The 15,714-nt window shown below is 38.6% G+C and carries 14 protein-coding genes, 1 pseudogene and 2 riboswitches; of the genes and pseudogenes, 13 read left to right on the top strand and 2 right to left on the bottom strand.

Translation table 11 applies throughout. From position 1 onward, the window contains the following. The first annotated feature begins 6 nt into the window (after positions 1-6). The 9 genes and pseudogenes from ACHABU_RS08690 to ACHABU_RS08650 all read left to right on the top strand — a co-directional run bounded on the left by ACHABU_RS08690 (position 7) and on the right by ACHABU_RS08650 (position 10,829). Positions 7-1,260, top strand: a complete 1,254-nt coding sequence (locus ACHABU_RS08690) for a hypothetical protein (protein ID WP_435764421.1) — start codon at positions 7-9, stop codon at positions 1,258-1,260. 22 nt (positions 1,261-1,282) lie between these two features. Next, complete coding sequence (locus tag ACHABU_RS08685; RefSeq protein WP_435764419.1) at positions 1,283-1,435, top strand: hypothetical protein; 153 nt, start codon at positions 1,283-1,285, stop codon at positions 1,433-1,435. Between the two features lie 589 nt (positions 1,436-2,024). After that, positions 2,025-2,240 carry a stress-induced protein, KGG, repeat-containing protein gene (locus ACHABU_RS08680; RefSeq protein ID WP_435764417.1) on the top strand — a complete coding sequence of 72 codons (216 nt, stop codon included), beginning with the start codon at positions 2,025-2,027 and terminating at the stop codon, positions 2,238-2,240. Between the two features lie 114 nt (positions 2,241-2,354). Further along, positions 2,355-2,615 (top strand): annotated as a pseudogene (locus tag ACHABU_RS08675) (KGG domain-containing protein); the annotation flags it as partial. A gap of 243 nt (positions 2,616-2,858) precedes the next feature. After that, positions 2,859-3,821 (top strand): AAA family ATPase, encoded by a 963-nt coding sequence (locus ACHABU_RS08670; RefSeq protein WP_435764415.1) that lies wholly within the window; start codon positions 2,859-2,861, stop codon positions 3,819-3,821. After that, entirely contained in the window at positions 3,821-5,086 is a 1,266-nt protein-coding gene (locus tag ACHABU_RS08665) for a DUF58 domain-containing protein (protein WP_435764413.1), read from the top strand. Before ACHABU_RS08670 ends, ACHABU_RS08665 begins: the two co-directional genes overlap by 1 nt. Next, positions 5,083-7,266, top strand: a complete 2,184-nt coding sequence (locus ACHABU_RS08660; protein ID WP_435764411.1) for a transglutaminase domain-containing protein — start codon at positions 5,083-5,085, stop codon at positions 7,264-7,266. The genes ACHABU_RS08665 and ACHABU_RS08660 overlap by 4 nt, the downstream gene beginning before the upstream one ends. 100 nt (positions 7,267-7,366) lie before the next feature. Next, positions 7,367-7,468: riboswitch (purine riboswitch) on the top strand. 162 nt (positions 7,469-7,630) lie between these two features. Continuing rightward, positions 7,631-9,166, top strand: coding sequence for a glutamine-hydrolyzing GMP synthase (gene guaA / locus ACHABU_RS08655; RefSeq protein ID WP_435764409.1), 1,536 nt, complete (start codon positions 7,631-7,633; stop codon positions 9,164-9,166). A gap of 139 nt (positions 9,167-9,305) precedes the next feature. Next, a riboswitch (purine riboswitch) is annotated at positions 9,306-9,406 on the top strand. Between the two features lie 118 nt (positions 9,407-9,524). Continuing rightward, complete coding sequence (locus ACHABU_RS08650) at positions 9,525-10,829, top strand: NCS2 family permease (protein ID WP_435764407.1); 1,305 nt, start codon at positions 9,525-9,527, stop codon at positions 10,827-10,829. Between the two features lie 164 nt (positions 10,830-10,993). Here ACHABU_RS08650 and ACHABU_RS08645 read toward each other — a convergent pair whose 3' ends face one another. Next, the gene (locus ACHABU_RS08645; protein ID WP_435764405.1) at positions 10,994-12,166 is read right to left on the bottom strand and encodes an MFS transporter; all 1,173 of its coding nucleotides are present in this window, start codon (positions 12,164-12,166) and stop codon (positions 10,994-10,996) included. A gap of 240 nt (positions 12,167-12,406) precedes the next feature. Here ACHABU_RS08645 and ACHABU_RS08640 point away from each other — a divergent pair, with 240 nt between their 5' ends. Next, positions 12,407-13,114: a gamma-glutamyl-gamma-aminobutyrate hydrolase family protein gene (locus ACHABU_RS08640; protein ID WP_435764403.1), complete on the top strand. Its 708-nt coding sequence runs from the start codon at positions 12,407-12,409 to the stop codon at positions 13,112-13,114. Between the two features lie 48 nt (positions 13,115-13,162). On the opposite strand, the gene msrA is transcribed toward ACHABU_RS08640, so the two are convergent. Beyond that, the gene (gene msrA, locus ACHABU_RS08635; RefSeq protein ID WP_435764401.1) at positions 13,163-13,687 is read right to left on the bottom strand and encodes a peptide-methionine (S)-S-oxide reductase MsrA; all 525 of its coding nucleotides are present in this window, start codon (positions 13,685-13,687) and stop codon (positions 13,163-13,165) included. A 91-nt stretch (positions 13,688-13,778) separates the two neighbouring features. Between msrA and ACHABU_RS08630 the strand changes: the two genes are divergently transcribed. From ACHABU_RS08630 to ACHABU_RS08620, 3 genes are all read left to right on the top strand, one after another. Continuing rightward, positions 13,779-14,339: an MOSC domain-containing protein gene (locus tag ACHABU_RS08630; protein WP_435764399.1), complete on the top strand. Its 561-nt coding sequence runs from the start codon at positions 13,779-13,781 to the stop codon at positions 14,337-14,339. Positions 14,340-14,940: 601 nt separating this feature from the next. Beyond that, positions 14,941-15,561, top strand: a complete 621-nt coding sequence (locus ACHABU_RS08625) for a DUF2179 domain-containing protein (protein ID WP_435764397.1) — start codon at positions 14,941-14,943, stop codon at positions 15,559-15,561. Continuing rightward, positions 15,562-15,705: a hypothetical protein gene (locus tag ACHABU_RS08620; RefSeq protein WP_435764395.1), complete on the top strand. Its 144-nt coding sequence runs from the start codon at positions 15,562-15,564 to the stop codon at positions 15,703-15,705. The last annotated feature ends 9 nt before the right edge of the window (positions 15,706-15,714 follow it).

The raw sequence follows: 15,714 nt of genomic DNA, 5'->3' as shown, positions 1-15,714 counted from the left end.
GATTGTATGACTGCAGAGGTGGCGATTATGAATAAGCTGGGGATGGCATTAGCTGCTGATAGTGCGATTACAAGCGGTAGAGACGGCCTACAAAAAGTATATAATTCGGCAAATAAGCTTTTTTCCTTGTCCAGTGAACACCCAGTTGGAATGATGGTCTATGGTGCAGCCTCTTTTATGGAGGTACCATGGGATGTGATTATTAAGTCTTACCGAGAATATCTTGGTGATCGGAAATTTGCTGACTTAACATTTTACTTGGAAGACTTTCTCGATTTCCTGCGCCAGGACGAAAGGTTTAATAACCCAGAAATAGAAGAAATTATCGTTTACCGCACTTTTTCAGATGTTTTAAAGCGTATCGTCAGAGAAGTGGAGGACGGTATGGAGAATAGCGACCAGAAAGTTACGAATGAAAAGGTGACGGAGTGGTTAACAGATTGTGTGAGTAGAAGTCTTACTTCATATAGGAAGAAAAAGGAATTGTTTTTAGATATTCAGTATAACTTGTTTAGGGAAAAATTTAGCTCGGTAGTCAAAGAGATTAAAGAAGAATTAATTTCCTTTGAGCTGCCTGAGGAACTTAAAGATAATCTTTTAGAACTCGCTTTTGAAGCAACGAGAAAAGATTATTTTAGTATGGGCAGTACAGGTATCGTTATTGCTGGCTATGGAGAGAAGGAAATTTTCCCTCACCTGCTGAATTATCGCTTGGAAGGATTTGTGTTTGGAGAATTAAAATACAAGCAACTCAAGAAAAAGAAAATTAGCTACACGAGTGATCGAAAGGAAGGGACGGCAGTAATTACTGCTTTTGCCCAACGAGAAATGGTGGATTCCTTCATTGGCGGTATAGAACCCAATATGGAAGAAGCATTCTTCGGCATCATAAATAAAGTACTAGTAGGATACCATGAACAGATTCAAAAACACCTTCGTATTACATTTACAGATGAACAGGTTAAGGAAATTGAGAATATGGGTAATGAATTATACAAATCCATTGAGGATGCAGTGGAAGAGTATCAGAATAAAAATTATATCAATCCATTACTCGGTATCGTTCGTTCCCTGCCGAAAGAAGATTTAGCTGAAATGGCAGAGGCACTTATAAACCTGACATCTTTCAAACGAAGGGTTTCAAGAACTACCGAATCAGTCGGACCTCCAATTGACGTTGCTGTTATAACGAAAGGTGATGGATTTGTTTGGATGAAGCGGAAGAACTACGTTGACCCGGTATTAAATGACCGATTCTAAAATTTAGGAAGGGGTGGAGGGGATGACACTTAAAGAAGATAAGCCAAAAAAGGAATTCTTTAACCTACCAAAAGACGCTCAACTGGAGTTTGATTTGGAAGATGAAGAAAAAGCGGAAAAAGACCAAGCTGCAGAAAAAGTATTTAAGAAGATGAATGAAAAATACAGCAAATAAGACTAGGCTATTTTCGTAATGTTTGTGATTTAATTAACGCAGAAGTTGAGATAAACTACGAACCAGGATATAAGTTACTTCACTTTCCGCGGGCGGCTGGTGAGCCCTCCTCGTGCTTCGCGTCTTTAGGGGTCTCACCGATGCCTTTCCTCCCGTTGGAGTCTTCGTATATTTCCCCAGAGCTGGTTTTAAGCTTACAAACTGGTAACTGCATTAGTGATTTATAAAATTCATATCACCGAGCTTCACTAGTCCGGGTGAGCGGCGGGCGGTGACTCCTGCGGGAAAAGCACGTGTCCGAAGACCCCGCAGAGTGGTCTTCTCGAGGAGGCTGAGGCCGTGCCCTAAGGATGCGCATCCGCCCAGAGCGATCCCGGACGGCGGGGCAGCAGTTATTTCGTAGTAATAGATTTTATGAAATAAAAACAATTCTTTTCGATGAAACGAGTAACTCCAATCCTATCTTTTAGAAAACAGCCTAGTAATATTACAGAAAGATTAAAAGACGATATTCATGTTTAGGAAAATGATAAGGTGGAAAACACGTACTGTAAGCGAGGAATACTAAAATTGAAAGGAGCTGTTTTAAATGGCTAATAACAATAACGGTAAGATGTCTCGCGAAGAAGCAGGTAAAAAGGGTGGTAATCAAACTGCCAGAAACCATGATCAGGAATTTTTCGAGGAAATCGGTCAAAAAGGCGGAGAAACAACTTCGAAAAACCATGACCAGGATTTCTATGAAGAGATTGGTCGTAGAGGCGGTAAAGAAAGCACCGGTAGACAAAGCAAAAATAATTCATAAGTAAATTACCAATGAAAAATTTAAGTCGAGAACATCTTTGAAGAGAAACGAATCGTGGGATTGTTAAAATGTAAGTGCTAAATACGAAACTAATTCGAAAAGGAGATGTTAAGTATGGCAAAAAACAATAATAACAACAAAATGTCTCGTGAACAAGCAGGTCAAAAAGGCGGAAATCAAACAGCACGAAATCACGATCAGGAATTCTATGAAGAAATCGGTCAAAAAGGTGGAGAAACTACTTCCAATAAATATGACCAGGATTTCTATGAAGAAATAGGTCAAAAAGGCGGGGAAGCTACTTCCAAGAATCATGATAAAGATTTCTATCGTGAAATTGGCGAAAAGGGCGGAAACCAACGGAACAATAATAACTCTTAATAAGAGTTTAATAATAGATTGAGAGTAGGAGAGGAAGATATAAATCTTCCTCTCCTTTTTTTGGCGCAAGTAAGAAAGTATAAACTTTCTTACTTGCAACTTTATAAACAAAATAGTTCGTATAAAGAAGATATTATATGTTCATAATAGTTTTAAACTATCAATTAATTACCTTTAACTTAGTTCTGTTTTCTTGTATAGTTATAATAGAGTGTTTTATGGGAAGGGGCAATCAGAGTGATCCATGGTACAAGCGTATATAATGAAAAGATAGAAAGAGTATTGAATAATATTAATAAAGTAATGATAGGTAAAGAGGAAGTGGCAACACTCAGTTTAGTAGCATTATTGGCGGAAGGTCATGTGCTGTTGGAGGATGTCCCTGGTGTGGGTAAAACAATGCTCGTCCGCACACTGGCTAAATCGCTTGACTGTGATTTTAAGAGAATCCAGTTTACCCCTGATTTACTGCCCTCTGATGTGACTGGTGTCTCTATATATAATCCAAAAGAACTGGAATTTGAATTCCGTGGCGGACCGATTTTTGGAAATATAATTCTGGCAGATGAAATTAATCGAACTTCTCCAAAGACACAATCATCACTCCTGGAAGCAATGGAAGAGAAAAATGTAACCGTAGATGGTGATACAAAACCTCTCGATAAGCCATTCTTTGTTATGGCAACACAAAATCCGATTGAATATGAAGGAACGTACCCACTCCCAGAAGCACAGCTAGATCGTTTTATTCTGAAACTAAAAATGGGATACCCATCTTTTGGCGATGAATTAGAGATGCTTGAAAGAACCTTAGGAAATCACCCAATCGAGACGATAAGCGCAGTTATTAGTAGAAATGAATTGGTTGAAATACAGGAAGAAGTTAAAGAAGTGTATATTGATAGAAATATTCAGCAATACATTGTTAATCTTGTTACACGAACAAGAGAAAACAGTGCCATTTATCTTGGTGTCAGTCCAAGAGGATCCATTGCATTAATGAAAGCATCAAAGGCTTACGCCTACATATATGGTAGGGATTATGTCCTGCCTGATGACGTAAAAACCTTGGCTCCATACGTTCTTTCCCATCGAATCATTTTAACTTCTGAAGCAAGATATGAGGGAATAACAAATGAGGATACGATTGCAGCGATTGTAAAATCAACACATATTCCCATTCGGAAGGAATTTAGTTGATGAATGGTTCGTTAAGAATGGTCGGTAATGTTATTTTTGCTATTTCCGTTATTATCGTTTTATTCTCCTTTGCAATGTTCCAAGGTGGTTTTGTCAGTTGGTTCTTGTTTTTTAGCTTTCTACCAATCTTTCTCTACTTGATAGGATTCCTTATTTATCCGATTAAGCAATGGAAGGTTTCAAGGGAATTCTCTCATCACATCATCGAAGCCGGTGATGGGGTCACCGCTACGATTAAGATTGAAAGGTCCTTTCCATTTCCTATATATTATTGCATTATTGAAGAAGTAATTCCACAATCACTAATGAAAGTAGACAGTCGTAAAGATAAATACCACTATATGAATCAGCCCTATCAATTAAATGTGGAAAGAAGCATCAAAAAAATTACTTTCCCCATTTCTAAGCGTGTTTTTCAATTCTCCTATTCTATTCAACAAGTGCCCAGAGGAGACCATCATCTACGGTCCATCCGGGTTAGAACGAGCGATATATTTGGCTTTGTAAAAAAAGAGCATGTATTTGAAGTCTCAGATAATATCATTGCTTACCCAAACAAACACTCTCTTCAAGTAACAGAGAGGTTCAGTAGTTATGAACAAGGTTCTGTTTCTTCCCACTCTCATAGCCTGGCAAATACGAATGTTGCTGTAGGGATACGTGAATATGCTCCAGGTGATCGTTTTTCATGGATTGATTGGAAACAAACAGCAAGAAAGAATACGGTGATGACGAAAGAATTTGAGCAGGAAAAAAGCACAGATATACTGCTTGTCCATGATAACTGCTACTTTGAAGGAATGAGTTCCTTGGCATATGAAGCCACGGTTGAAGTCTGTCTATCGCTTATGAGCTTATTCCAGAAAAGGGATACACAGATCGGCTTCTTATCCATAGGCGAAGAAAGCGTATATTTTCCGCCAGAACAGGGTAATTCATACAGTCAAGTCAACCAGTATTTGACGCGTATGCAACCTAATGGCGATCGGCCTTTCTCTATTAGAGTAAAAGAAGAAATAAAACGAATGGATCAAGGCAACTTTGTTATCTTTATAACGACTCATATCGATGATTTTTTAAAGCAATCGATACAACAATTGAAACAACGGACGAAACGTGTAGCAGTAATATTTATACAGTCAGAGACGCTGATTTCAGGTGGGGAACAACAACAGATACAGCAACTTCGTTATGCGAACATACCCGTGCAAGTGCTGACAGAGAAACAATTAATGAAAAGTCCGATAGAGGTGAGTATAGGATGAACCAACAGAAAAGGAAGACGACGATCTTATACACCTCTATTTTGTATCTTGTTGGATTTTTCCTATTTCTTGAATGGCTTTATCCATTGGAAGCTATTTCGGATACATCCAATATAATGATATTTGTTATTTATACCCTTTTTTGCTTCTTTATCTCCATCTTTCAGTTAAAGTGGTGGATTGGATTTTTACTCAAGGGGTTTGCATTGCTTTTTATTTTAAATGGTCTCTATTTTGAGGGGACTATTTTAAGTTCCGTATGGTTTGAACAAATACGAATGGAATTTTCCTATAATTTACAGGCTTTATTTTCGCAACAATGGTATTATTTGACACCATTATTTCGAAGTTTCCTGTTCCTCCTGTTAATTTGGTTGATGAGCTACTTATTGCATTATTGGTTCGTTCAGATGAAACGGATTTTTCTGTTTGTACTACTTACGATTATTTATTTATCCATTCTTGATACGTTCACTATTTATGACGCTTCCATTTCCATTGTAAGAACATTTGTTATCTCCTTAGTTGCGCTAGGAATAGCCAACCTTATGAGGGAAATGGACAGGGAATCGATCCATTCTTTATTGGTTAAGAATTCACCGGTATGGTTAATATCACTCCTTACTATTGTATTTTTCTCAGCGATGATTGGTTTTACAGCGCCTAAGGCCGAACCCCAGTGGCCTGACCCGGTACCATTTATTCAAAGTACTGCCGGTAATGCCGGAGAAGGCGGGTCGGCTATTCAAAAGGTTGGCTATGGGGAAGATGATTCAAGGCTTGGAGGATCGTTTATACAGGATGATAACACCGTCTTTCATGCTGTTGCCTCGGAAAGTCATTATTGGCGGATCGAAACAAAAGATGTCTATACGGGGAAAGGTTGGATTCCTTCAACGGAACCTAATTATGAAGCACAGTCTGCTGGTTCGATCACGTTGGACATGTTGGCGGACGGTGTGGAAACGGAAGAACTTCATACGTTTATCGAGTTTCAGGAAAATGAATCACTTAATAAGCTCGTATACCCGTATGGCATTAATGAAGTAAAAGGTCTCGAAGGTGCTGAATTTTACCTGGACTCAAATACGGAGGCAATAGAAGCTCGGATAAATGGGGCAGTTGCTAATCTATCTGGATATCAACTGAACTATGATAACCCTTCTTTTGAGATAAATTCTCTCCGGAACAGTACGGATGAATACCCTACTGAAATCATGGAACAATATACGCAGGTTCCCGATACACTTCCTGAACGGGTCGGTGGACTTGCTGAGGAAATAACTGCTGGGCAGGAAACAACATATGACAAGGTCAAAGCGGTTGAAAGGTATTTTGCAAGCAATGATTTCGTGTATCAAACGACGGATGTCCCTGTGCCTTCGGAAAATGAAGATTACGTTGATCAGTTTCTTTTTGAATCACAAGCCGGTTACTGTGATAACTTCTCAACATCCATGGTTGTTATGCTTCGTACCCTCGATATACCTTCTAGATGGGTAAAAGGTTTCACAAGTGGAGAAGTGGTTGGTAGTGAAGAAAACAATAATATATACGAAGTGACGAATGGAAATGCCCACTCATGGGTGGAGGTTTATTTTCCCGAATCAGGTTGGGTTTCATTTGAACCTACTCAAGGTTTTTCCAATTTATCAGATTTCCATGTTGATTCAGAGGAGAATAGTGAAGAAACGGAAGACGATATCCTAGAAGTGCCAGAGGTGGAAACACCACAACAGTCAGAGCCTGAATTGCCCGAAGAAGCAGAAATAGAGGCAGCTGAATCAGAAGCGGGTACCTCAACGGTATCAATTAAATGGTGGCATATGATGCTATTACTAGCAGTTCTTACTGCAATTGGCATAATAATCTATAAATCAAGGTATCGTTGGAAAACGAAGACACTTGCGGTAAAACTTCATAAAAATCAGGATGCAAAAACATTTCAGGATGCCTATCATTACTTGATGAAGGTACTGCAGCATCAAGGCTATACAAAGGAACCTGACCAAACATTAAGTGAATTCGCAAAAAAAATAGATAGTAGCTATTCTACAGATGAAATGGGACAGCTGACGAATTATTATGAACGAATGCTTTATAAAAATGAAACAAATCAATCACAAATAAATGAACTGACTCAATTATGGAAAAATTTAATTAAACGAATAATGGGTTGACCAGTTGAAGCTTGGTTAGTAGAATAAAGTACATGTAAAAATAGTCACGTATTGTTGTGTTACTTAATAGTCCTTTTACTAGGTCTTCGTGTACGACTTAAAAGTGAATATTGATGCCGTTCGTATATCCTCGACAATATGGGTCGAAAGTTTCTACCGGAGCACCGTAAATGCTCTGACTATGAAGGCGGAACCCTAGTTTGAATACCTGGATTCCTGTCTTTTTGTAGCTATCTATATGCGGATTTATATTTATATATAGAATGCAAAAAAAAGGGAATCCAGGTTTTTAGTAGAAGGTAGCGTCTGATCAGTTTCCAATGAAAGAACGAACATGATATCAAATGCAGATAGGAGAGCAACCATGGAGAATAATGAATTAATACTCGTATTAGATTTTGGTAGTCAATATAATCAGTTAATTACACGCCGTATAAGAGAATTTGGGGTATACAGTGAATTACACTCCCATAAATTAACTGCTGAAGAAATTAAAGAAATGAACCCGAAAGGTATTATTTTATCTGGTGGCCCACACAGCGTGTACGATGAAAATAGTTTCCGCTGTGATGAAGCAATTTTTGACCTAGGTATCCCAATTCTAGGAATATGTTATGGCATGCAGCTAATGGCACTTCATTTCAATGGAACGGTGGAAAAAGCAAAAAACCGTGAATATGGTAAAGCACTTATTGAATTGAATCAGGACCCGATTTTATTTAAAGATACGAAGGCAAAACAAACCGTGTGGATGAGTCATGGAGATAAAGTGACAGCAGCCCCACCTTCCTTCCAAATTGATGCAACAAGTCCATCAACACCAATTGCGGCCATTAGTGATACCGAAAGAAGTCTGTACGGTGTACAATTTCATCCAGAAGTCCGACATTCAGAGTATGGAAATGACGTATTAAATCATTTTGTCTTTGATGTTTGTCATAGTTCGGGTGATTGGAGTATTGAAAACTTTATTGATTTGGAAGTCCGAAATATTCAAAATAAAGTTGCCGATCGCAAAGTACTTTGTGCCCTAAGTGGTGGAGTGGATTCTTCCGTTGTTGCTGCGTTAATCCATAAGGCAATTGGAGATCAGCTCACTTGTATCTTCGTTGATCATGGTCTTCTCCGTAAAAATGAAGGCGATGATGTGATGGAGGTATTTGCTAAAGATTTCCATATGAATATTATTAAAGTGGATGCAAAGGATCGTTTCCTTTCGAAGCTTACTGGTGTCGACGATCCGGAGCAAAAGCGTAAAATCATCGGTAATGAATTTATTTATGTATTTGACGATGAAGCAGCAAAATTAAAAGAAATTGACTTCCTTGCACAAGGAACCCTTTATACAGATGTCATCGAAAGTGGAACAGATACAGCCCAAACAATTAAATCCCACCATAATGTTGGTGGTTTACCTGAAGATATGCAATTTGAGCTAATTGAACCTTTGAATACGTTATTTAAAGATGAAGTGCGTGAACTCGGATCTCAGTTGGGAATTCCTGATCACATTGTATGGCGTCAACCATTTCCAGGTCCGGGACTTGCCATTCGTATATTAGGTGAAGTAACGGAAGATAAACTTGAAATTGTTCGGGAGTCAGATGCAGTATTGCGGGAAGAAATTGCGAAGGCAGGACTTGATCGCGATATTTGGCAATACTTTACTGTCCTTCCTAACATTAAAAGTGTTGGTGTAATGGGTGATGCGAGAACTTATGATCACACAATTGGTATTCGGGCAGTAACATCGATTGATGGAATGACTTCCGATTGGGCAAGGATCCCTTGGGACGTCCTTGAAAAAATATCCACACGATTGGTGAACGATGTCGAACATATTAACCGTGTTGTTTATGATATTACGAGTAAGCCACCTGCAACGATTGAGTGGGAGTAAATAATTACCTTCAACCAGCTTATGGTTGAGGGTATTTTCAATTTATTATGTCTAATAAGCAATAAAACGAACAATACTCGCTTAAAATTATTCAACGTTCGTATTTTGTTGACAATATAATTATTTTTTAGTAAAGTAGCAATATAAATTAATATAAATACGTATATTTTTGGGGATAGGGCCCGGAGTTTCTACCAGACCGCCGTAAATGGTCTGACTACGTGGAAGTTAGTAATTTGACTAGCCATATAATTTATGGAATGGTCGTTATGGATTGCTTTTTCTGTCTAGTAAAGGTAGCGCTCTTGGAATACTCCAAGGGTGTTTTTTATCGATATATAATTAGGAGGATATTTTAATGAAGAACTATTTTCAGTTTGAGAAACTAGGTACAAGCTTTAGAACAGAATTTATGGCTGGATTAACAACATTTCTAGCGATGGCATATATTCTATTTGTAAATCCATCCATTTTAGGCGAAACAGGTATGGATGAAGGAGCAGTATTTGCAGCAACAGCAATTGCGGCAGCTGTTGGTTCTATTTTGATGGGTCTTATCGCTAAATATCCTATCGTTCTTGCACCTGGTATGGGATTGAATGCATTTTTTGCTTATACGGTAGTGCTTGGTTTTGGTATTCCTTGGGAAACAGCATTGGCTGGTGTGTTAGCTTCTGGTATTATTTTTATTATTTTAACATTAACTGGACTTCGGGAAAAAGTTATTAATGCCATCCCGGCAAGCTTGAAATTGGCGGTTGGAGCAGGTATCGGACTATTTATTGCTTTTATCGGTTTACAAAATGCAGGTATCGTTGTTCCAGATCCAGCTACTTTACTTGCACTCGGTGATTTAACATCATCAACGACTTTGTTGGCTATATTTGGAGTCGTTGTTTCGGTTATATTAATTACATTTGGTATTAGAGCGGGTATCTTTTATGGAATGATTCTCACTGCACTTGCAGGAATGGTTTTTGGATTAATTGGAGTTCCATCTGGAATTGGTGGAATTGTAAGTGGAGTCCCAAGTTTGGCGCCAACATTCGGCCAGGCATTCTTACACTTTGGTGAAATCTTCACTTTGGAAATGCTCGTTGTTATTTTAACGTTCCTTTTCGTAGACTTTTTTGACACTGCTGGAACACTTGTCGCTGTGGCATCTCAGGCAGGGTTAATGAAGGATAATAAATTGCCTCGCGCTGGTAAAGCTCTATTTGCAGACTCAGCGGCAACAGTTGTCGGTGCAACAGTTGGTACATCAACGACAACATCCTATGTGGAATCCACTGCAGGTGTTGGCGTAGGTGGACGTACTGGTCTTACTTCAATCGTTGCAGCAGGTTTCTTCCTGTTGGCCCTTTTCTTCTCGCCATTGTTAAGCGTAGTGACAGCGGAAGTTACTGCACCAGCATTGATTATCGTCGGTGTTATGATGGCATCTTCATTAAGACATATTGAATGGGATCAATTTGAAATTGCAGTGCCAGCATTTTTGACTGTTTTGATGATGCCATTAACATATAGTATTGCTACAGGGATTGCAATCGGATTTATTTTCTACCCCATTACGATGCTTGTAAAAGGTCGTGCGAAAGAGATTCATCCGATTATGTACGGACTGTTTGTTATCTTTGTACTGTATTTTATTTTCTTGAGCTAGAAATTTGAATGAGAGCTGAATCCTTTGGGGTTTGGCTCTTTTTTTGTGTTTCGATGTGTCGGGGAGGTCAATAATTGAGACAAAATAAAAAGGACGGAATTTATCCATCCTAGAAACGCACCCTAAGTCTCGTATATATTGATTGGCACAGACAGAGAATAGGTTTATTCTCGGTCACGTACAGTGATTTCTTTTCCGTAAGGCAGAATATGATAGGTGATAAGTAGAATCGTTCCTACTGCGGCTATTATTCCCATAAATAAGTACATGGTGTTACCGCCAAAGGTTTCGATCAGTGGACCTCCTGCAAGTGATCCGATAATGCCTGACAAACCAAAATATACAGAGAAAAACACAAGATGTCCGGTCGATTGTAAAAATGTTGGTATTAACCTTGTCACATAATCAAAGGCAGCTGTGTAAAATACACCAAAGGTTAATCCATGCATAAATTGGAGTGCCACAATGAACATTGGATCGTCAACTGCAGAATAGAGAAACCAGCGCAGTGTATAAAGAATGGCTGCCACAATGATAAATATCATGGCATGGTATTTTCTGAACCAAAAACCTGCAAATGCGAAGACGGCAGCTTCAGCGATTACGCCGACAAACCAGGCTACACCAACCAAAGCTTCGGTTCCTCCGAGTTCTGTAATATAGAGTGCCATGTAGTAATCATTCATCCGATGTGTAACAGTAATAAAGACAATAACAGACAAAAAGATTAAGAAGGGCTTATTTTTAACAATTCTGCTTAAATCTTTAATTTTAACGGGTTGTGATTCAACTTTAACATCTTTTAATGGGAAAACGGTTAGTAATGCTAAGGAACCAAAGAAGAAATAGACCCAACCCATATATTGAATTCCGAAACTCGCAAGTACTTCTCCTACAAGTAGGGAAGAAAGTGCAAAACCAACGGAACCCCACATGCGTATCGAGCCAAATGATACATTTAACTCGACAGACCGGCGTTGTGCGAGGCTATCGGTAAGTGCTCCAACAGGGGTAGCAAAAAAGTAGAATAGCGCACCCATTACTAAAATAGTCGGCAATGTATCCATCTGGAAGAATAGGGTACTTCCAATGAGTAGACCAATAATACAAACAAATAATATTTTTTTTACTGTTTTATATTTATCACTTAAATATCCCCAAAATGGCTGTGCGAGTATAGAGGCAAGTGATTCAACAGCCAATACCCAGCCAATCTGTGTACCATTTAAGCCACGAAACTGTAAATATAAAGGTAGAAAACTAATTAAAATCGTATTGGAAGCATGAAAACTAACAAAGAGTGTCTTTAGTGGTAGTAGGGATTCTTTTTTTGCCATATGTATTCACGTCTCCTTGGTACTCAAAACGTTGCCTGGACCTTTAATACCAACTCGGATATCTATTTTGAACAAGCGCATTAGTACTCGTTTAATTTATCTTACTAACTATATCATGATTTTCAACAGGTAAATAGAAATGTATGGAAAAATTTAATGATAGATTAATCAGAAGATACTGGTTATCTGTATAATAATAAATTACACTAATTGTATATGTAAAGAAAAGAGGGAAGTGTTATGAAACCGATCATTGGCGTCACAGCATCTATGGAAACGGATAAGGCCTATTATTCAGTTGCAAACAGGAATGTGAAAGCTATTCTGGCAGCGGGAGGGATCCCGATAATCGTGCCTTATTTAATAGATGATCATGAAGTAAATCAAATGACAGATCGAATAGATGGGCTATATGTTACAGGTGGATATGATATTGATCCGGTTATTTTTGGCGAGGAACCCCATCCGAAGCTCGGTACGATTATTCCGGAAAGGGATATGGCTGAGTTGTCTCTGGTTTCTTCCATGCTAGAAAAGAGAAAACCTATCTTGGGTGTTTGCAGAGGAAGTCAAATATTAAATATTGCAGCGGGCGGTGATATGTACCAGGATATTTATTCTCAAATGGACAACGAGCTACTGCAGCATTCACAGAAGGCCCCATTTGATTATTGTTCTCATTTTGTTGAAGTGGCAGAAGGAACATTGCTGCATCGGTTGGCCGGTAAAAATAAATTCCGGATAAACAGTTTTCATCATCAGGCAAACAGAGTCGTTCCTGAAGGATTTCAAATCAGCGGGAAGGCAAGTGATGGTGTCATTGAAGCAATTGAAAGTAAAACACATCCATTTGTACTTGGTTTGCAATGGCATCCGGAAGCATTAATTCATGCAAGGGAAGACCCATCGCTAAAAATTTATCAAGGGTTTATGGAGGCATGTAAATAGAAAAAAAAGGAGTCTAATTCAGGCTCCGTTTTCACGACAATAATACCTTCACGGTTTCCAAACAGCATCGATAAATTCATCTCTGCCAGATTCCGCCCGATCCGCTTCATATTCTTCTTTGCTCTTCTTATAAAAATCCTGATGATAGTCTTCAGCAGGATAAAATACTTGTGCTGGAATAAGCTTCGTTACAATCGGTTTCGCAAATTTCCCGCTTCCTGCAAGTTCCTGCTTAGAAGATTCAGCCAAACTTTTTTGTTCGGCATCATGATAGAAAATTGCAGTCCGGTACTGGTCACCACGATCAGCGAATTGCCCACCATCATCTGTTGGGTCTATTTGTTTCCAGTAAAGGTCAATAATGGTCTCATAGCGAATGATCTCTGAATCATAGGTGATTTCCACCGCTTCATAATGTCCTGTATTTCCTAGTTTTACTTCCTCATAGGAAGGATTTTCCACATGACCTCCAGTATATCCTGAAATCACGCTGTGGACCCCATCCCACTGATCAAATGGTTTAACCATACACCAGAAGCAGCCTCCAGCAAATGTTGCTTTTTTAATAGCCATGCATATCCCTCCAAACCGTAATAATTATTAATAAAATAGAATTTCTAGTAGAATAAAATTAATATAACATAGAAGTAAAGTAGGTGACAGGATGGAAGAACCGTATATACATAAAATTTTCGTGGATAGGATAGAACAAAAAGAACCCATTCCCTTAAAAAAGTATGGATTTGTGGATGTAGCTAAGATTGCGACTGCGAAAAGTGATATGATGGAAAAGGCTGTTTTTGCTTATCCGATAAAACATTATACAAATCTCCAAGTGGGAGAAACTTCTAATGAAAAAATTGGTTCAAAAAATGAAAATTTCGCTGTGCTGGAAATGGATGAATATTCCGTGTTTATCGGTGATACTTTTCGTATTGGTGAAGCAATTATCCAAGTGTCACAACCTGGCCCTGTTTCTTTGAAATGGCTTGAAAGCGGACTGCAAACAGGCTGGTACTTTCGGGTTTTGGAGGAAGGAAATATAAAAGGAGGAGTCGATTTAGAATTAATCGATCGTCCTTATCCAGACTGGTCTATTGCGGCATGTATAGAGGTTGTGTTTTTAAATAAAGATGATCTAAGAACCGCTGATGATCTATATTCCTGTGAACTTCTTGCAGCAGTTTGGAGACGCACATTAAGAAAAAGATTGCTTGGGTTTTAATCAAGGGTGTTTTCTAGAAGGGTGGGACTGCTGTTACTCATCACACCGAAAAGATTTGTTGCTATTGCCACAAAATCTATAAACTACGAAGTAACTGCTGGTTTTCTATCAGTATGCAGAAACTTCGGCGACCGCTCTGGGAAATATACTTCGCGCATCCTAAGGCGGCTGGTGAGCCTCTTCATGCTAACGCATTTCAGAGTCTCACCTATGCTTTTCCTCCCGCTGGAGTCTTCGTATATTTCCCAGAGCTGGTGTTAAGCTTACAAAAGATTAACAGCTTAGTGATATAAGATAAAAATCGTATCACAACTTCACCAGTCCGGGTGAGCGGCGGGCGGTGACTCCTGCGGGAAAAGCACGTGTCCGAAGACCCCGCAGAGCGATAGAAGCACACGATTTTGGATATCAGCTAGTAGTTAGTTCGCAGTTTATCTCAACTCTGCGATGCTCAAAAAGCATAGTCTCAATCATTAATTAAATGAGTACCCCATAATATTATAATTAGGGAAAATAGTAGATAAATATAATCTTACGGAATATTTCCAACTGATACGCATTTGATGTATGCTTAAGAGTAGATAAGTAGGAGGGATAACCTTTGTTGGAAAATGCATTTATGATGGTAGCGATAATCTTTCTAATAAATGTTGTATATGTATCTTTATCAACGATCCGTATGATCTTGACATTAAAGGGTCGAAGGTATATTGCTGCATTTGTAAGCATGTTTGAAGTCGTTATTTATGTTGTGGGATTAGGGCTTGTACTTGATAACTTAAATGAAATCCAGAACCTTCTTGCATATGCAATTGGCTTTGGGACAGGTGTCATTGTAGGAACTAAAATTGAAGAAAAGCTTGCACTTGGATATATTACAGTAAATGTTGTTTCAACAAACCCAGACCTTAAATTCACGCAGAAGATAAGAGAAAAGGGATATGGTGTGACAAGCTGGTCCTCTTATGGGATGGATGGCGACCGATTATCCATGCAAATATTAACACCGAGAAAATATGAGTTGAAACTATATGAAATGATTCAGGAAATCGATCCAAAGGCATTTATTATTTCCTACGAACCGAAACAAATTCATGGCGGATTCTGGGTAAAGCAAGTGCGTAAAGGCAGATTAATGAATCCGAAGAAAAAAGCCGCAAATGTGGCTAAACCAGCGGCGGAGTCAGAGGTCGGTCAGGAAACGAAGCCTGGGGAAAAATAATTGGGAAAGGAGCGTATCGTTAAAGATACGCTCTTTTTTGATACAGATAAATCATATTGGAGCTACGAAAAGAATAAAATTAGAAAGAATCTAACAAAAGGAAAGAAATTGTATGTTAAAATAATAGAAGATTATGAAAAATAAAAATGGGGG

The organism is Oceanobacillus sp. CF4.6 (genome assembly GCF_051262635.1).
Lineage (GTDB): Bacteria > Bacillota > Bacilli > Bacillales > Amphibacillaceae > Oceanobacillus.
The sequence above is the reverse complement of the archived record's forward strand: the minus strand, read 5'-3'. Positions and strand labels throughout refer to the sequence as shown.